General features: G+C 44.6%; 12 protein-coding genes. All 12 read left to right on the top strand.

Annotated features, from left to right (window positions below; genetic code table 11):
- Window positions 1-19 precede the first annotated feature (19 nt).
- The 12 genes from LU279_RS07245 (at window position 20) to LU279_RS07300 (ending at window position 18773) form a co-directional block, all read left to right on the top strand.
- Window positions 20-1405 (top strand): MFS transporter, encoded by a 1386-nt coding sequence (locus tag LU279_RS07245; RefSeq protein ID WP_274421893.1) that lies wholly within the window; start codon window positions 20-22, stop codon window positions 1403-1405.
- Window positions 1406-1415: 10 nt separating this feature from the next.
- Complete coding sequence (locus LU279_RS07250) at window positions 1416-3887, top strand: glycoside hydrolase family 2 TIM barrel-domain containing protein (protein WP_274421895.1); 2472 nt, start codon at window positions 1416-1418, stop codon at window positions 3885-3887.
- A 115-nt stretch (window positions 3888-4002) separates the two neighbouring features.
- The gene (locus tag LU279_RS07255) at window positions 4003-5613 is read left to right on the top strand and encodes an amidohydrolase (protein ID WP_274421896.1); all 1611 of its coding nucleotides are present in this window, start codon (window positions 4003-4005) and stop codon (window positions 5611-5613) included.
- Complete coding sequence (locus LU279_RS07260; RefSeq protein ID WP_274421898.1) at window positions 5606-6523, top strand: DMT family transporter; 918 nt, start codon at window positions 5606-5608, stop codon at window positions 6521-6523. The genes LU279_RS07255 and LU279_RS07260 overlap by 8 nt, the downstream gene beginning before the upstream one ends.
- A gap of 420 nt (window positions 6524-6943) precedes the next feature.
- The gene (gene mutS / locus LU279_RS07265; RefSeq protein ID WP_274421946.1) at window positions 6944-9565 is read left to right on the top strand and encodes a DNA mismatch repair protein MutS; all 2622 of its coding nucleotides are present in this window, start codon (window positions 6944-6946) and stop codon (window positions 9563-9565) included.
- Window positions 9566-9613: 48 nt separating this feature from the next.
- Complete coding sequence (mutL, locus tag LU279_RS07270) at window positions 9614-11830, top strand: DNA mismatch repair endonuclease MutL (protein ID WP_274421899.1); 2217 nt, start codon at window positions 9614-9616, stop codon at window positions 11828-11830.
- A 10-nt stretch (window positions 11831-11840) separates the two neighbouring features.
- Window positions 11841-12803 carry a tRNA (adenosine(37)-N6)-dimethylallyltransferase MiaA gene (gene miaA / locus LU279_RS07275; RefSeq protein WP_274421900.1) on the top strand — a complete coding sequence of 321 codons (963 nt, stop codon included), beginning with the start codon at window positions 11841-11843 and terminating at the stop codon, window positions 12801-12803.
- Window positions 12804-12825: 22 nt separating this feature from the next.
- Window positions 12826-14103, top strand: a complete 1278-nt coding sequence (locus tag LU279_RS07280) for a methionine gamma-lyase family protein (protein ID WP_442870146.1) — start codon at window positions 12826-12828, stop codon at window positions 14101-14103.
- Between the two features lie 40 nt (window positions 14104-14143).
- A complete protein-coding gene (locus LU279_RS07285) occupies window positions 14144-15367 on the top strand; it encodes an aminoacetone oxidase family FAD-binding enzyme (protein WP_274421902.1) in 1224 nt (407 codons plus the stop codon).
- Window positions 15364-16953 carry an NAD(P)/FAD-dependent oxidoreductase gene (locus tag LU279_RS07290; protein ID WP_274421903.1) on the top strand — a complete coding sequence of 530 codons (1590 nt, stop codon included), beginning with the start codon at window positions 15364-15366 and terminating at the stop codon, window positions 16951-16953. The genes LU279_RS07285 and LU279_RS07290 overlap by 4 nt, the downstream gene beginning before the upstream one ends.
- A 95-nt stretch (window positions 16954-17048) precedes the next feature.
- Window positions 17049-17747 carry a RadC family protein gene (gene radC, locus LU279_RS07295; protein WP_274421905.1) on the top strand — a complete coding sequence of 233 codons (699 nt, stop codon included), beginning with the start codon at window positions 17049-17051 and terminating at the stop codon, window positions 17745-17747.
- 12 nt (window positions 17748-17759) lie between these two features.
- Window positions 17760-18773 carry a rod shape-determining protein gene (locus LU279_RS07300; protein WP_274421907.1) on the top strand — a complete coding sequence of 338 codons (1014 nt, stop codon included), beginning with the start codon at window positions 17760-17762 and terminating at the stop codon, window positions 18771-18773.
- Window positions 18774-18788 lie beyond the last annotated feature (15 nt).

The raw sequence follows: 18788 nt of genomic DNA on the forward strand, positions 1-18788 counted from the left end.
ACGGGAAAAGGAGGATGTTATGAAAACCGCACAAAAACAAGAAAAGATGTCACAGGTAGTGGCAGGGGAAGTAAAAGGCAGGGAAATGTTCGGACATGCAATTGCAGGTTTCGGTCAGAACCTTATTTTTGGTCTGTGGAGCAGTTACATGATGGTATTCTACACAGATATTTTTGGAATCTCTGCCGGCGCTGCAAGTATCATCATGCTGATCACAAGAATCTGGGATGGTATCAATGACCCAATGATGGGAACCATTGCAGACCATACAAAAACAAAATGGGGACGTTACAGACCATGGCTTCTGTTTATGGCTCCGGTTATTGTTATCTTTTTGGTACTGAACTTCAGCTCACCGGATCTGTCACCAACATTAAAGATCGTATATGCTGCAGTTACTTATGTAATGATGAGTATGGCATTTACTGCTGTAGACGTTCCTTACTGGACCATGCCGGCAGCAATGTCTTCTGATGTACAGAAGCGTTCCAAAATCATCAGCTTTTCAAGAATGTCCACAACACTGGCAACAACTGTTTTAGGTATTATCGCAATCCCTCTTATCAATGCACTGGGAAAAGGCGATAAACAAAAAGGATATATGATGACTGCCCTTGTTGTCGGAGTGTTAGGAGCTATATTCTATCTGATCGGATTTGCAAATATCCGTGAACATGTAGAACCAGTTCCAAATCAGAAGATTACTTTAAAAAGCTCTGTAAAGACAATTACACAGAATAAACCTCTGTTGTTATTACTTTGCTGTGGACTTCTGGGTAATATCGGAACAATGTTGAAACAGGGAATGGTCATTTATTATGTAAAGGACTGCGTAGGGTCAGAATCTCTGATTCCAATTTTCAGCGTATTATTCCTTCCGGGTATGTTCCTGGGTCTTATCATCGCGCCTATATTTACTAAACGTTTTGATTCCAAAACCGTATTTATCGGTGGAAGGATTTTTGGAATCATTGTAGATGTTATTTTCTTCTTTACAGGATTCGAAAACGTTGGTCTGGTTATGTTCTTATATGCACTGACAAGTATTCCTCTTGGAATTTCTTCTGTTGTATCTGCAACTATGATCACCAATACCATTGAATATGCAGAGTGGAAATTCGGAAACCGTCAGGAAGGTCTTATCAGCTCCACTCAGACTTTAATGGCAAAAATCGGTATGGCATTAAGTGCCGGTGTAACAGGACTGGTGCTTGAAATGGCAAATTACGTTCCAAATCAGGTAACAGGCGAAACACAGATGATGATCCACGGTGCGTTTACTTTATTCTGTGCAGTAATTGGTGTACTGGCGATTATCCCGATGTTATTCAATAAATTTACAGATAAGGAGCATGCCAAAATTGTGGCAGAGCTTGCAGAACGCAAAAAACAACAGGAACAGTAAGGAGAATCAGATGAGAACAAAACAGAATTTTGATAAAAACTGGAAGTATATCATTGACGAAGTAGGTCCTCTCCCAAAAACCTATGCCAAAAGTGGGATTGTAGCCGGAATCAGTAACGCTGTAGATGGTGAGCTTTTTGAGCCATTTGCCGGAGCAGGAAATATGCTCCGTGCTCTGCAGGATATTCTTCCTGCAGGGGATGATGCAAAAGGTGATGTAGACGCTGCAGATATGCTCATGGGAAATCTTCCGGAAAAAGCAAAATCGACCAAAAACTGGAAGAACGTAGATCTTCCCCATGATTTCCGCGTAGAGATCGGGGTGCAGGATAATGCTACCAACTGGGCGCAGGGATACATTCCGGACGGAATTGCATACTACAGAAAAGCATTCAAAATTCCGAAAAGCACATTAGGTAAACGTGTTGTTCTCGAATTTGACGGTGTAATGAGAAATGCTTCTTTCTGGTATAACGGATGTTTTATCGGAGATCATTATTCCGGATATACAGGATTTCAGTTTGATGTAACAGAGTTGACAAAGTATGGGGACGACGAGGGAGATAATGTAATTCTGGTACGCTGCGACACCACAAACGGAAGTGAAGGCTGGTGGTACGAAGGCGGCGGTATTTATCGTCACACCTGGCTTACGATTTATGAAAACGTCCATGTGGATCGCTGGGGAGTTTTTGTTAAGCCAACAGTAACAGGCAAAGATGCTGTGCTGGATATTGAGACTACTGTATGCAACGAAACCTTTGAAAAGAAAAATTATCGGGTATGCACAACGGTATTGGATCCGTCCGGTCAGGAAATCGGTCAGGCAGAGTGTACAGGAACACTTCCTGTATATGGAAAAGATACACAGAAATCCAAGCTTGCTGTAAAAGATGCTCAGCTTTGGGACTGTGAAAATCCATATATGTACAAGGCCATCACAGAAGTATTTGAAGATGACAGACTGGTGGATAATTATGAAACACCTTTCGGTATCCGCAGTATTGCATATACAGATGAGGGGCTTCTCTTAAACGGTCAGAAGACACCTCTTTACGGCACCTGCTTCCATCAGGATTTTGTAGGTGTAGGCGCCGGAATTCCGGATGCCATCCAGAATTACAAGATTAAAAAGATCAGAGAAGTTGGTTTCAACGCATTCCGTTCCTCTCATAACCCGGCAACTCTGGAGCTCCTGGATGCCTGTGATCACTACGGTGTACTGGTTATTAACGAAAACCGTATTATTGAAGCCACAAAGCATCGTATGGAAGATCTTGAAGAATTGATCAAGAGTTCCAGAAACCATCCTTGTGTATTTGCGTGGAGCATGTCAAATGAGGAGATTTTTGCCGGAAGCTATCAGGCGCTGCGTATTCTTGATAAAATGATCCCGTTTGCAAAGAGCCTGGACGACAGCAGACTGTTCTTATCTGCAGAAGCTTTCCTTTCAGGAGAAATGGCTGCCAGGTATGGTCTGGAAATCTATGATATCTTTGGAATGAACTATGCAGAGTCCGCTCTTAATAATAACCAGATCAAAAATCTGTCCGAGAATTATCCGGATATGAAGTTTTTGAGCACAGAGAGCGCTTCCTGGTATACTACAAGAGGAATCTATGAGGATAATAAGGAGCGTGGACACTGTTCCAGCTATGGAACACGCTATGTTATGATGGGCGGCGAAGGCGGTCCTAACGCAGGAGGAACTGCAAGACCGTGGCAGACATGGAATTTCTACAAAGAAAATCCCAGAACCGGCGGCTTCTTTATCTGGACCGGCTTTGATTACAGAGGCGAACCGACTCCGTTAAAACAGTATCAGGTATGCTCCAATTTTGGTATCATGGATACCTGCGGTTTCCCGAAAGATGACTGCTTCTATTATGAGGCAAGGATGAAGGAGACTCCGCTGATCCATATTATGCCTCACTGGACCTGGGAAAAAGAAGGCGAGATTAAAACCATTCGTCTGTATACCAACTGTGAGGAAGCTGAGCTGTTCTTAAATGGCAAGTCCTTAGACAGAAAAGCTCTGGAGGAAGACTGGATCCAATTTGAGGTTCCTTACCATCTGGGAGAATTAAAAGCTGTAGGATACAAGAACGGTGAGATTATCGCAGAGGATATTCAGAAAACAGCTGGAGAACCGGCTGCCATCCGTATGGAAGCAGACCGCAGCTCTATTCAGGGTGACGGCATGGATGTTTCCTGTGTGAAAGTTTCTGTTGTAGATAAAAACGGTATTTTCGTTCCAAACGCAGAAAATAATATCACCTTTGAAGTAACAGGGGCAGGTCATCTGCTCGGTCTTGGAAACGGCGATCCAGGATGCAGAGAAAATGACAAGGCATCTTCCAGACACGCATTTTCCGGTCTGGTGCTGGCTCTGATCCAGTCTAATGAGGATAGTGGAGAGATCAGGGTCAAAGCATCTTCTGAAGGACTTGAAACCTGTGAGCTTATTTTAAAAGCAGAGTAAAACAAAATAAACCAGAAGGGACTGGATTCACATCTGGTCTCTTCTGATTTTTTGCTTCTCTTATAGAGAAAATACTGTTGTCGTGATAAAAATATGTTATGAAAGGGGAATTACTGTGAAATCATTTTATATAAATGGAACTGTTATCACTATGGAAGATGACGCGCTATATGCGGAAGCAGTATGCGTAGAAAACGGTAAGATTCTTGCAGTCGGCCATCAGGACGAGATCATGAAGTTTTATAAAGAAAATGAGGATGAGATCATTGATCTTCACGGTGGCGTCATGCTTCCGGGATTTATTGACGGACACTCTCATTTTGTAGGTGTGGCAAATGCAATGAGACAGTGCGACCTTTCCTCCTGCGAAAGCTTTCAGGATATTATAGATACCATGAAAGCGTTTAAAGATCAGAAGAAGCTTCCGGAAGATGCATGGCTGATAGGCAGCAATTATGATCACAACTTTTTGAAAGAAGAACGTCATCCCACTAGAGAAATTCTGGATCAGATCAGCACAGAAAATCCTGTTCTTCTGATTCATGCTTCCTCCCATATGGGCGTGACAAACAGCAAAGGGCTTCAGCTTCAGGGAATTGACGAGCATACAGAGGATCCCTCTGACGGCCGTTACGGACGAATGGAAGGAACACAGATCCCTGACGGATATATGGAAGAAAAAACCTTTCTCAGATTTCAGGCGGCTATTCCTGCCGGTTCACCGGAGGAGCTTATGAACCTGATCACGGAAGCTCAGAAAGTTTATGCCAGCTATGGTATTACAACCGTTCAGGATGGAATGGTAGGAAAACCGCTGTTCCAGCTTCTGAAAGCAGCTTCAGACATGAAACTGTTACATCTTGATGTAGTTGGATATCTGGATATCACCTCAGTTTCTGATCTTATAGAGGAAGAATGTGATTATGCAGGAAAATATCGCAATCATTTAAAAATGGGAGGATATAAAATCTTTCTGGACGGTTCTCCGCAAGGAAAAACAGCCTGGATGACAAACCCCTATGCGGGAGAAAAAGATTATTGCGGATATCCCATCTATAAAGACGAACAGCTGCAAACATATATTCACCTGGCTCTTGACAAAAAGCAGCAGCTTCTGGCTCACTGCAATGGAGATGCGGCGGCAGAGCAGTACATTTCACAGTTTGAGAAGGAACTGGCTTCACGGGAAAACAAGGATATTTACAGAGCTGTTATGGTACATGCCCAGCTTGTACAAAAAGAACAGCTTCACCGCATGGCAGAAATCGGAATGATCCCCAGCTTTTTTGTTGCTCATACTTATTACTGGGGAGATATCCATTTAAAGAATTTTGGAGAAAAACGTGGAAGTCAGATTTCTCCGGTAAAAGATGCCATAGAATACCATATGAAATATACCTTCCATCAGGATTCTCCTGTAATCCCGCCAGACATGATGAAAACAGTTTCCTGCGCCGTAAACCGGGTCACAAGAAAAGGCAGGAGCATTGGAGAAAACCAGAAAATTTCTGTTCTGGATGCTCTGAAAGCCATTACAAAATATGGGGCATATCAATACTTTGAAGAAGACACAAAAGGAACCATTGCACCTGGTAAAGTAGCAGATTTTGTGGTATTAGACCGAAACCCTCTGACAACAGAACCAGAAGATCTGGAAAATATTAAAGAGCTGTTGACAATCAAAGAGAATCAGGTGGTGTTCAGGAAAGGGGAGAAAAATGAGTAAACGAAGCAAAGGAATCATTCTGGCTGTCATCACAGCCGTTATGTGGGGAATCATGGGGATTTTTGTCAGAGATCTGTCTGCCTATGAGTTTTCCAATATAGATATTTCTTTTTTCAGATGTATACTGGCAGGAGCAGCCTATTTTATTTTTCTTCTCATAACAAAGCCGAGGGCGCTGAAAATTGATGTGAAGGGGCTTCTGATCTGTCTTGTGTATGGGGCAGTGGCTTACAGTATCAGTTTTGTAAGCTACAGTGTATCTGTTTCCAGAATTCCTGTGGGCGTTGCAACTGTGCTGATGTTTATGAGTCCTGTATGGGTGGCTGTTCTTGGAAGATTTATGTTTAAAGAAAGGCTTACCAAGCATAAAATCATTACCATCCTTATCTGCATCGTGGGAGCAGTTCTTGTTGCAGATATTCTGGGAAGCGGAAACATCCGGCTGGATATGATCGGTGTTCTTGCAGGAATCATCAATGGAATCGGTGTTGCCCTGCAGATCCTTCTTCCAAAGTTTTTTGCAAAGGATTATGATCGCGATACTCTTCTGGTATACGGATTCCTTGGAGCGGCCGTAGTGCTGGCATTCGGCGTGGATTTCCCGACTGTTATCTCCAATATGAACCATGTTCCAACAGGAAATTTGGTATGGGATCTGTTCGGAATCGGTATTCTGTGTACCATGGTGGCAAATGTTTCCTGCGTAAAATCTACTCAGTATGTAGAGGCAACCACTACAAGCATCCTTTCTGCATTGGAGGTTGTTGTGGGTACATTGGCAGGCTTCCTTGTGTTCCATGAACATCTTACTTTTCTGCAGATCCTTGGAGCAGTTATCATTGTCTGCGGAGCAGTAGGATCTGAAATTATCAGTCCTCCAAAGACATCAAAAGATAAAACCTGTTATTAAAAAATAAGATCTGTTACTATATACTGTTCAGAAAATCATATATTAAAAATAATCGTAAGGGGCTGTCAAGTGCAGTCTCTTATTTTATACTGTGCGTTTCAGTATTGTATAATGTATAGAATGTCTGTCTGAACACCTGTAAACTAAAAACATACAAAAATTTTATGAAAGGCAGCTGCTTATGTATACCGGATTCAGAGAGTCTGTTTAAAAAGTGCCATCAGCAATCTTGACGTAAGGCTGTTGAGTATTGAAAATTCCATCTTTCCGTGTTAAAATGAGGACTGATTAAATACAGAATTACAGCAATATTTGTCAGAAATATTGTTTTACTTAAGAATATGAGGTAGGAAGCACTTGAATACAAATACAAACGCAGAAAATGGAAATACGACGATTGATATCAAGAAATTATCACCAATGATGGCTGAATATGTAAAAACAAAGCAGCAGTACAAGGACTGTATTTTATTCTACCGTCTCGGTGATTTTTATGAAATGTTTTTTGAGGATGCCCTGACTGTTACAAAAGAACTGGAGATCACTTTAACAGGCAAAGACTGCGGACTGGAAGAACGGGCCCCCATGTGCGGGGTCCCGTTTCATGCTGCGGAAACCTATATTAACCGACTGATTGAAAAAGGCTATAAGGTTGCCATCTGTGAACAGGTGGAAGACCCGAAAAAAGCAAAGGGTCTGGTAAAAAGAGAAGTGATCCGTGTGGTAACTCCGGGAACCACTCTGGATGCGGCTTCTCTGGATGAATCCAAAAATAATTACCTGATGTCCATTGTATCTATGGAAGATCATTTTGGCTGTGCCATTGCGGACATTTCCACAGGTGACTGTTTTCTTACAGAGGTGGATAAACCACAAAAACTTCTGGATGAGATCAATAAATTCGTTCCTGCAGAGATCATCTGCAATGACGCGTTTTTTATGAGCGGTGTGGATACGGAGGATCTGAAGAACCGTCTTGGGATCTGTGTATTCCCTCTGGATGCCTGGTATTTTGATGACAGTCTGTGCAAACGGACTTTAAAAGAACATTTTCATGTGAATACGCTGGAAGGTCTGGGGATTCAGGATTATGACAGCGGGGTGATCGCATCCGGCGCTTTGTTTCTTTATCTCCAGGAAACTCAGAAATCAGCGCTTTCCCATATGGCGGGGATCCGTCCTTATACGGCAGAAAAATATATGCTGATCGACAGTTCCAGCCGCAGGAATCTGGAACTTGTGGAAACTCTTCGCGAAAAAAATAAAAGAGGTTCTCTTCTGTGGGTGCTGGATAAGACAAAAACTGCTATGGGAGCCCGTACCCTCCGCTCCTATGTGGAACTTCCTCTTATTGACGCGCAGGAGATCAACCGACGTCTGGAGGCTCTGGAAGAGCTGAATAAAAGTCCTATGCTCAGGGATGAGATCCGGGAATACTTAAATCCGATTTATGATCTGGAACGACTGATCAGCCGCATTAGCTATCAGTCTGCCAATCCCCGAGATCTGGTAGCTTTTGCCTCCTCCCTTGAAATGCTTCCTCACATCCGACAGATCCTGAAGGATTTTAAAACACCTCTTCTTACAGAGCTTTATGAGGACATGGATCCTCTGGAGGATATTGCTGCTCTGATCAAAAGCGCCATTGTAGACGAGCCGCCTCTGGCTCAGAAGGACGGAGGCATTATCCGGGAGGGATATCATGAGGATGTGGATAAATTCCGCCGTTCCCGTACAGACGGAAAAAAATGGCTGACAGAGCTTGAAACCAGAGAAAAAGAGCGAACAGGGATCAAAAGTCTGAAGATCAAATACAACCGTGTTTTTGGTTATTCTCTGGAAGTTACCAATTCTTTTAGAGAGCTGGTACCGGAAAATTATATAAGAAAGCAGACGCTTACCAATGCGGAACGCTACATTACACAGGAATTAAAAGAACTGGAAGATCTGATCCTGGGGGCAGAGGATAAGCTTTATGCTTTGGAATATGAGCTTTTCTGTGAAGTTCGTGACAAGGTGGGCGCAGAAGTTGTTCGTATTCAGAAAACTGCCAAGGCGGTTGCCGCCCTGGATGTGTTTGCCTCTCTTGCCCTGGTTGCCCAGAGAAATAACTATGTGCGTCCAAAGATCAATGAAAGTGGCGTTCTGGATATTAAAAACGGCAGACACCCGGTTGTGGAGCAGATGATCGAACATGATATGTTTATTGCCAATGATACCTATCTTGACAATCAGAAAAAGCGTGTGTCTATCATCACAGGTCCGAACATGGCTGGTAAATCTACCTATATGCGCCAGACAGCTCTGATCGTCCTTATGGCTCAGATCGGAAGCTTTGTTCCGGCAGATAAGGCAAACATCGGAATTGTGGACAGAATCTTTACCAGAGTAGGTGCTTCCGATGATCTTGCCAGCGGTCAGAGTACCTTTATGGTAGAAATGACAGAAGTTGCCAATATTTTGAGAAACGCCACTGCAAAAAGTCTTCTGATCCTGGATGAGATCGGAAGGGGAACCAGTACCTTTGACGGACTTGCCATTGCCTGGGCAGTGATCGAACATATCAGCGATACCAAGCTCTGCGGAGCAAAAACTCTTTTTGCAACCCATTACCATGAGCTGACAGAGCTGGAAGGCAAGATCTCCGGTGTAAACAACTACTGTATTGCAGTTAAGGAAAAAGGTGATGATATTGTTTTCCTCCGCAAGATCGTCAAAGGAGGAGCTGATAAAAGTTATGGAATCCAGGTTGCGAAGCTTGCAGGAGTGCCGGATTCCGTGATCCGCCGGGCAAAGGAACTGGTGGAAGAGTTAAGTGATGCAGATATTACGGCAGCAGTTAAAGATCTTACTTCCTCATCAAAGAAAAAGCAGAAGATCGTGTACGATCAGGTGGATATGGCACAGATGTCTCTTTTTGATACCGTACAGGACAATGACATAGTGGAGGAAATCCGGAATCTGGATATGTCACATTTGACACCCATGGAGGCTATGAATATTCTTTATAATCTTCAGAACAAAATACAGAACCGCTGGTAAAAACCATTCGGGACAAAGCCGGCAGAAAGGAAGAAAGAGAGGTTGGGTTTGAGAAAAATTGCAGTTTTAGACCAGAATACCATTGACAAGATCGCAGCAGGAGAAGTGGTGGAACGCCCATCTTCCGTTGTAAAAGAGCTTGTGGAAAATGCCATTGACGCAGGCGCCACAGCTGTTACGGTAGAGATCACAGATGGCGGCAAAAAGCTGATCCGTATTACAGATAACGGAGCCGGTATCGAGGCAGACCAGATTCCTCTTGCCTTTCTCCGTCATGCTACCAGCAAAATTGAAAAAGTAGAGGATCTGGAGCAGATCGCTTCTCTTGGATTCCGCGGGGAGGCATTATCCAGTATTGCAGCTGTATCTCAGGTGGAGCTGATCACCAAAACTCCGTCTGCAGTCAGCGGATCCAGATATATTATTGAAGGCGGAGTAGAACACTCTCTGGAAGAACTCGGGGCGCCGGAGGGAACCACCTTCCTTGTTCGGAACCTTTTTTATAATACTCCGGCAAGAAGCAAATTCCTGAAATCAGATATGACGGAAGCCAATTATATCCATACCTTAATGGAACAGCTTGCCCTGTCCCATCCGGAAATTTCTTTTAAATATATCCAGAACCGGCAGGTAAAGCTTCACAGCTCAGGAAATTACAGTGTAAAAGATGTGATCTACAGCGTTTACGGCAGAGATATCACCAAAGCTCTTCTGGATGCGGAATTTGAAAATGATTTTATGAAGATCACAGGATTTATAGGAAAACCGGAAATCGCCAGAGGGAACCGAAGCTTTGAGAACTATTATATTAATGGCCGCTATGTAAAAAACAACATTATCACAAAAGCGATAGAGAACGCATACAAGGGTTTTCTGATGCAGCATAAATTCCCCTTTGTGTCCCTTCAGATGCAGATGGAGGGGAATGATCTGGACGTAAACGTGCATCCTGCCAAGCGCGAGGTCCGCTTTGCCAGAGAGCAGGAAGTCTATGAGGCAGTTTATGATACCGTTCGCCGGGCACTTATGGGAAAAGAGATGATTCCGAAGGTTTCTGTGGGACGTCCGGAGCCGGAAACAAAGGAAGCGCCTGTAAAGTCTGTGTCTGTACCGGAGCCTTTTGAAAGGAAAAGAAGAGAACAGCTTTACGGACAGGAAAAAAAAGAAATGCAGAAAACCGGAATATCCGGAGATAAAGCTTATACAGGCGCGGATTCTTTTGTTTCAGAAAAAACAAAGTCCTGGATGGAAAGACCTGCTTACCAGAGTACCGTAAAAGAACCATCTGCTTCGTACAGTACTTCTCATACAACAGAAACAAAGAAACCGCAGGTTTTTTCTGCCTCAGAAGAAGATCTTTTTCAGGGAACGCTTCGTGAAAAACAGGAAGAGGAGCAGAAACAGGAAACAAAAACAACTTTTTTGACTGAAAAAAACAGTGAATTAAAAACTGCTGATAACAGCGAGGTAAAAAATGCAGCTTCGTCATCAGATAGTACGAATCCTAGAAAAGAACACTTGATTTCGGAAAATATGCAAATGGAAGCCGGGGATTCCGTTCCAGAACAAATAAAGGTTACGAATACCGATCATTGGCCGGAGGAGAATAGGAAGACCCAGGAAATAGCAGAACAGGAACCCCGGCAGCTGGAGTTATTTGAAGAAAAGCTTCTTGCACCGGAATCCCGGGAGCAGATCCGTCTTGTAGGTCAGATCTTTGATACCTACTGGCTGGCACAATTCGGCGATAATTTTTATATTATCGATCAACATGCCGCCCATGAAAAGGTCTATTATGAGCGGCTTGTAAAAAGCTTCCGGGAAAAGACTGTGGATTCTCAGTATCTGAATCCGCCTCTGATTGTAACCTTAAATCTTCAGGAAGAGAACATCCTGAAAGAAAATCAGAAATACTTTTCTCAGTTCGGATTTGAAATTGAGGAATTTGGTGGTAAGGAGTACCGGATCAGCGCGGTTCCTGCCACTCTTTACGGGTTCAGTGAAGAAGCACTGTTTCTGGAAATGCTGGATCACCTTTCCGGCAGCGGGGAAAAGGACGCTCTTGATATTTTTGCTTCCCGGCTGGCGACGATGGCATGTAAGGCAGCAGTCAAGGGAAACCATGCCATGTCAGTGAAAGAAGCGGAAAAGCTCATTGATGAGCTGCTGACTCTGGACAATCCTTATCATTGTCCACATGGACGTCCGACCATCATTTCCATGACAAAAACAGAACTGGAAAAGAAATTTAAACGAATTGTTTAGGAGAGGCCATATGAAACAGCCCTTGATCGTACTGACCGGACCTACGGCAGTTGGAAAAACAAGTCTTTCTATTTCGCTTGCAAAGGCAGTGAACGGAGAGATTATTTCTGCAGATTCCATGCAGGTATATAAAAAAATGGATATTGGTTCCGCAAAGATACGTCCGGAGGAAATGCAGGGAATTCCTCATTATCTGGTGGATGTTCTGGAACCGGAGGAAGAATTTCATATTGTAAAATTCCAGCAGATGGCAAAAAAAGCCATGGAGGATATTTATTCCAGAGGGAAAGTACCGATTCTGGTAGGCGGAACCGGATTTTATATTCAGGCAGTTACAAAGGATATTGACTTTACAGAAGCCCAGCAGGAAAATGATTACCGGAAGGAACTGGAAGTTCTTGCAGAAGAAAAAGGCGGAGAGCATCTCCATGATATGCTGAGAAAGGTAGATCCTGTAAGCGCAGACGCAATTCATGCTCACAATGTAAAGCGTGTGATCCGCGCTCTTGAGTTTTATCATCAGAATGGTTCACCGATCTCTGCTCACAATGAGGAACAAAAACAGCATGAAAGTCCCTACAATCTGGCTTATTTTGTACTGAATATGCCACGGGAGCTTCTTTATGAAAGGATTGATCTCCGAGTGGATCAGATGATGAAGGAGGGGCTTCTGGAAGAAGTGACCCGGCTGAAAAACGAGGGCTGCCACAGGGGAATGGTGTCCATGCAGGGACTTGGATATAAAGAAATCCTTGCTTTTCTGGACGGAGAATACCCTCTTGAGGAAGCTGTAAGGGTGTTGAAACGGGATACCAGACATTTTGCAAAGCGACAGCTTACCTGGTTTCGGAGAGAGCAGGAAGTAACCTGGGTAAACAAAGATCAGTTTGCCTATCAGGAAGATAAAATTCTTGACTATATGCTGGAAATATGCCGGAAGAAAGGAATCCTCCTGGAACATCCCAGGTATTGAATAAAGAAAAAGAGGTTGAATGATGAAAGAAATATATGAACAATTAGGAATTTCAGAAGAAGTTTATGATTTTGGTGCACAGGTAGAGGAATCTCTAAAAGAGCGTTTTGAGGAATTTGACAGAAAAGCGGAATACAATCAGATGAAAGTTCTGCTTGCCATGCAGAAAAACAAGGTAAGCTCCGAGTGTTTTAACGGAAGCTCAGGCTATGGTTATGACGATTTTGGCAGAGATACTCTGGAAAAGGTCTATGCAGATACTTTTCACACAGAAGCCTGCCTGGTACGTCCTCAGATCGCCTGCGGAACCCATGCTCTTGCCATTGCACTGTTTGGAAATCTTCGTCCGGGAGATGAACTTTTAGCTCTGGCAGGAAAGCCCTATGACACTCTGGAAGAGGTGATCGGAATCCGCCCGGCAAAAGGCTCTCTCGCAGAATACGGCGTCACTTATCGTCAGGTGGATCTGAAAGAGGACGGAGCATTTGACTATGACGGGATCCGGAACGCTATCAACGAAAAAACAAAACTGGTTGAAATCCAGCGATCCAAGGGCTATCAGACAAGACCTTCTTTTTCAGTAAAAGAAATCGGAGAGCTGATCGCTTTTGTAAAAAGCATTAAGCCTGATGTGATCTGTATGGTGGACAACTGCTACGGTGAATTTGTAGATACCATTGAACCAAGTGACGTGGGTGCAGATATGATCGTAGGTTCTCTTATTAAAAATCCGGGAGGCGGCCTTGCTCCTATTGGCGGATACATTGCAGGAACAAAGGAATGTGTGGAAAATTCTGCCAGCAGAATGACCTGTCCGGGACTTGGCATGGAGGTAGGAGCTTCTCTGGGTGTAAACCGCTCCTTCTACCAGGGATTTTTCCTGGCTCCTATGGTGACAAAAGGCGCTTTGAAGGGAGCTGTTTTTGCTGCAAATATTTATGAAAAACTGGGATTCCCTGTGATCCCGGACGGACGGGAGCCAAGACAGGATATCATCCAGGCAGTGACTTTGGGTGAGCCGGAGCGTGTGGTTGCCTTTTGTAAAGGTATCCAGGCTGCCGCCCCGGTGGATTCCTATGTAGATCCGGAACCCTGGGATATGCCGGGCTATGACAGTCAGGTGATCATGGCAGCGGGCGCTTTCGTTCAGGGATCTTCCATTGAGCTTTCTGCCGACGGTCCCATGAAGCCTCCTTACGCCGTTTACTTCCAGGGAGGACTAACCTGGGAACATGCAAAGCTTGGAATCCTGATGTCTGTACAGAAGCTTCTGGACAAGCACCTGATCACGCTTCCGTGATTCTGCAGGATTACAGATAACATCTGTCAGGGAGGTAACTATGAAAGAAAATCAGCCTGCAAAAAAGAAAAAAAAGCCTGTGGATCCGTCTCGTTCTCTGATCGTGGTAGGCGGAGGTGCAGCAGGACTGATGGCTGCAGTTCAGGCGGCAAAAACAGGAGCCTTTGTCACTCTTCTGGAGCACAATGATAAGACAGGCCGCAAAGTTGCAGTAACCGGAAACGGAAGATGTAATCTTACCAATCTGGATCAGTACGAAGGAGCCTACAGAGGAAGTAACCCGGAATTTGTCAGAGAAACCTTTGGACAGTTTTCTGTAAAAGACACCCTGGATTTCTTTGAGGAAATCGGGGTTCTTACAACAGAACGGAAGGGCTGGCTGTATCCCAGGAGCGGACAGGCAAAATGTGTTCCCGAACTTCTGGAAATGAAGGCCCGGAGCCTGAAAGTAAAGATCAAAACTCTGGAACATGTAAAAAAGATATTTTTTGCAGATAACCTCTGGAATGTACAGACAGAAACCTGGACTTATCAGGGTGGCGCCGTGATCCTTGCAGGAGGCTCCAAAGCCTCCGCCGTTGCAGGTTCAGACGGAAGCTGCTATGCTCTTGCCAGCGAACTTGGGCATCAAATCATTCAGCCTCTTCCGGCGCTGACAGGATTGAAATGCCAGAACGGCAGCCTTTCTCTGTGGTCAGGTGTCCGTACAGAAGCAGAGATCCGGCTTTTTATTGATGAAAAGTCAGCGGGAAAGGAAACAGGAGAGGTTCAGCTTACGGAGTATGGAATTTCAGGAATCCCTGTTTTCCAGTTGAGCAGATATGCTATCCGGGCTCTGAAAGAGAAAAAACAGGTTCAGCTATCCGTGAATTTCTTTCCTGAATACACAGAAGAAACGCTGAGGCAGCTTATGGAAAAAAGAAGAGAGCTCTGCCCTTATAAAACAGAGGAAGAACTTTTTGCAGGAATTCTTCCGGATCGACTTGTACGGCTTCTGATAAAGCAGAAAGATCCCCTGAGATCTGCAGTGGACTTTAAGCTTACCGTAAAAGATTCTCTGGGCTTTGATCAGGCTCAGGTGTGCTCCGGCGGAGTCGCCACCAACGAGGTGAATCCCTCAACTTTGGAATCCAGACTTCACAGAGGACTTTATTTTGCAGGGGAACTTCTTGACATTGACGGAGCATGCGGAGGCTATAACCTTCAGTGGGCATGGTCCAGCGGAGCCGTGGCCGGAATTCACGGAGCAAAGGAGCTTATATGATACAGATTAGTCAGCTGAAGCTTCCGGTCAGCCATACGGAGGCAGAACTGAGACAGAAGATAAAAAAAACTCTCCGCTGCGGCGAGACTTCATTTTCTTATGAAATTATCCGGCAGTCTCTGGACGCCCGCCATAAAGAGGATAAAAAATTTGTATATACTGTGCATGTGAAGGCAGAAAATGAAAAGAAAATCCTCAAAAAAGTTCACAATAATAATGTTATGTCAACTAATGAAAAGCATTATTCTTTTCCAAAACCGGGAGAGCAGCCCTTAAAAACCCGCCCGATTATTGTCGGAAGCGGCCCTGCAGGACTTTTTTGCGCCTGGTATCTTGCCAGGGCAGGTTATTGTCCCCTGGTACTGGAGCGGGGAGAAGAGGCAGAGAAAAGAATGGAAACGGTAAACCGGTTCTGGAAAAACGGTGTTCTTGATCCGGAGTCCAATGTTCAGTTTGGTGAGGGAGGCGCAGGTACTTTTTCGGACGGAAAGCTGAACACTCTGGTTAAAGATTCCTCAGGAAGAAACCGGGAGGTTCTGAAGCGTTTTACAGAAGCAGGCGCTGATCCTGAAATCCTTTATCAGCAGAAACCACATCTTGGCACGGATGTACTTGTAAATATTGTCCAGACCATGAGACATCAGATTGAAGAAATGGGAGGAACATTCCGGTTCCGTTCCAAAGTGACAGATCTCCATACAGAAAACGGAAAGCTGAAAGCAGTGGAGGTCAATCATGCAGAACAGATTCCGGCGCAGGTATGTGTTCTGGCCGTGGGGCACAGTGCAAGAGATACCTTTTTTATGTTGAAAGACAGAGGACTTGCCATGGAACCAAAAGCTTTTGCCGTGGGACTGCGTATCGAGCATCCTCAGTCCATGATCAATCAGGATCTTTACGGAGAACCGGAAAATAAAATCCTTGGTTCTGCAAGCTATAAGGTAACTCATACCTGTAAAAACGGCAGAGGCGTATACTCTTTCTGTATGTGTCCGGGGGGCTATGTGGTAAATGCATCTTCGGAACAGGGCCTTCTGGCAGTCAACGGTATGAGCTATCAGGCCAGAGACGGACAAAATGCCAACAGCGCTCTGATCGTAACGGTTACTCCTGAGGATTTTCCGGAGGAGGGAGCTCTTGGCGGCATTGCTTTCCAGCGCGATCTTGAGAAAAAAGCCTGGGAGCTTGGAAAGGGGAAGGTTCCGGTACAGCTTTTTGGAGATTTCTGTACACATCAGGCAAGCAGAGAACTGGGAGAAATCCGCCCAAATATCAAAGGCGACTATGTACTGACAGATGTACGTTCCATACTTCCCTTAGAGATTGGGGATTCCATTGAAGAAGGCGTTTATGCCTTTGGGAAAAAGCTTCCCGGTTTTGACAGAAAAGATGCGGTTTTAAGCGGCATAGAAAGCCGTACCTCTTCACCGGTCCGGCTTGTGCGGGATCAGAAAGGGCTTTCCAATATTACAGGTATTTATCCCTGTGGAGAGGGCGCAGGATATGCCGGAGGAATTACTTCCGCAGCTATGGACGGGATAAAAACCGCAGAGTGGATTGCTTCTGAATATATAATGAAATTATAAAAAAACAAAGGAGAGAGTATACATCTCTCTCTTTTTATGCTAAAATAAAGTTTGATTCTTTCCTGGCCTTGCACAGAGAACCGCAGGTAAACCATATGAAACAGACCATGAAGGATCTGCCGGAGACCGAAAGACCCTATGAGAAATGTATCCGTAAAGGAGAGGAAGCGTTAAGTGACAGTGAGCTCCTTGCTGTAATTCTCCGCTGCGGCACAAGAGGGTGCAGTTCGCTTTCTCTGGCCAATAACATACTGAAGCATATGCAGGAATCGTCCTATCCCGGACTGCCGGGACTTATTCACAGTTCTCTCGCGGATCTTGAAAGGATCCACGGGGTGGGAAAGGTGAAAGCTGTTCAGCTGAAATGCATCGGAGAGTTGTCCAAACGCATTTCCATGGCAGCGGCAAAGCCGTCTTTAAGTTTTCATCATCCGGATTCTATTGCTTCCTATTACATGGAAAGACTCCGTCATCAGGAGCAGGAGCTTCTGATCTGTATGATGCTGGACAACAGAAACCATCTTCTGTCCGAAAGGCTGATCTCCAAGGGGACGGTTAATGCCACCCTTGTCACACCTAGAGAAATATATATGGAGGCTGTCCGCTGCCATGCCGTCAGCCTGATCCTTGTTCACAATCATCCTGGAGGAGATCCGGAACCCAGCAGCTGCGACAGAGAAATCACACAGCGGATCTGTGAAGCAGGAGAAATACTGGGAATTCATCTTCTTGACCATATTATTATCGGGGATCGCAGTTACACCAGCTTCAAAGAACGGGGAATGATGAGATAAAGGGGCAGATTTATGCTGATTAAAAAAACATACGGGATAGATCTTGGGAGCAGTACCATTAAGGTCTATTCTTTTCTGAGAAACAGAACCTATCTTGAAAAGAACATGATTGCGTCAAAGGGACGCAGGATTATCGCCGTGGGCAATGAAGCATACGATATGTTTGAAAAATCACCTGTTGATATCGTTGTAAATTCGCCGATGGCTTTTGGTATGATCGCCAATCTGGAGCTCCAGGAGATCGCTCTTTACAGTATGATGAAAAAAATCGACAAATTTCTTGGCATCGGCTCGGATATCTTTTTTTCCGTACCTCTTGATATGACTGCCGTAGAAAAAAGAGCATATTATCATGTGGTAAACGGTCACTGGCTCCGAAAGAACCGGGTATATATGGTGGAGGCTCCTATTGCGGATGCTCTTGCCCTTGGAATCACCCTGGAGAACAATCCCGGAAGCATGGTGGTAAATATCGGGGCGCAGAGTACACAGTTTTCCATCATTACAGACGGAAAGATCATTATCTCCAAAAAGATTCCCATTGGAGGAAGGCAGATGAATGAGGCCATCTGCAGTGAGATCCGCAAACGTTACAGCCTTCAGATCGGAACCAGAACCGGGAAACGTCTGAAGCTTGCCATGGGAAGACTGAACGACCAGAAAAAAGATGCCCGCAAGGTTGTGGGAATCGATAGTATTTCCGGACTTCCACGAGAAGAGATCATTTCCGGATATGTAGTCAATGCGGGAATTATGAACTGTGTCAATGCGATTGCATCGGAAATGAAAACATTTCTTGAGAGAACGCCTCCGCAGATCGCTTATCATATTTCCAGAGAGGGCATTTATCTTACCGGAGGAAGCACGCGGCTTCCGTACATAGACAATTATCTTGCAAGTTATACCGGTTTTTCTTTCCGGCTTTCTGAGCTTTATGAGACCTCTTCCGTAAGCGGTCTGGAAAAGATCATCCGGAACCGGGAACTGGAAAAATGGGCGCAGCCCGTAAAGCAACGTAAATTATAATTTTTTAGGGGTATG

Source organism: Blautia sp. XA-2221, assembly GCF_028767025.1.
Lineage (GTDB): Bacteria > Bacillota > Clostridia > Lachnospirales > Lachnospiraceae > Blautia_A.

Coding starts and splice junctions, on each gene's coding strand:
- LU279_RS07300 (WP_274421907.1), top strand. CDS start 17,760: ATGCTGATTAAAAAAACATACGGGATAGATCTTGGGAGCAGTACCATT.
- LU279_RS07245 (WP_274421893.1), top strand. CDS start 20: ATGAAAACCGCACAAAAACAAGAAAAGATGTCACAGGTAGTGGCAGGG.
- LU279_RS07260 (WP_274421898.1), top strand. CDS start 5,606: ATGAGTAAACGAAGCAAAGGAATCATTCTGGCTGTCATCACAGCCGTT.
- LU279_RS07285 (WP_274421902.1), top strand. CDS start 14,144: ATGAAAGAAAATCAGCCTGCAAAAAAGAAAAAAAAGCCTGTGGATCCG.
- LU279_RS07290 (WP_274421903.1), top strand. CDS start 15,364: ATGATACAGATTAGTCAGCTGAAGCTTCCGGTCAGCCATACGGAGGCA.
- radC (WP_274421905.1), top strand. CDS start 17,049: ATGAAACAGACCATGAAGGATCTGCCGGAGACCGAAAGACCCTATGAG.
- mutS (WP_274421946.1), top strand. CDS start 6,944: ATGATGGCTGAATATGTAAAAACAAAGCAGCAGTACAAGGACTGTATT.
- miaA (WP_274421900.1), top strand. CDS start 11,841: ATGAAACAGCCCTTGATCGTACTGACCGGACCTACGGCAGTTGGAAAA.
- LU279_RS07250 (WP_274421895.1), top strand. CDS start 1,416: ATGAGAACAAAACAGAATTTTGATAAAAACTGGAAGTATATCATTGAC.
- LU279_RS07280 (WP_442870146.1), top strand. CDS start 12,826: ATGAAAGAAATATATGAACAATTAGGAATTTCAGAAGAAGTTTATGAT.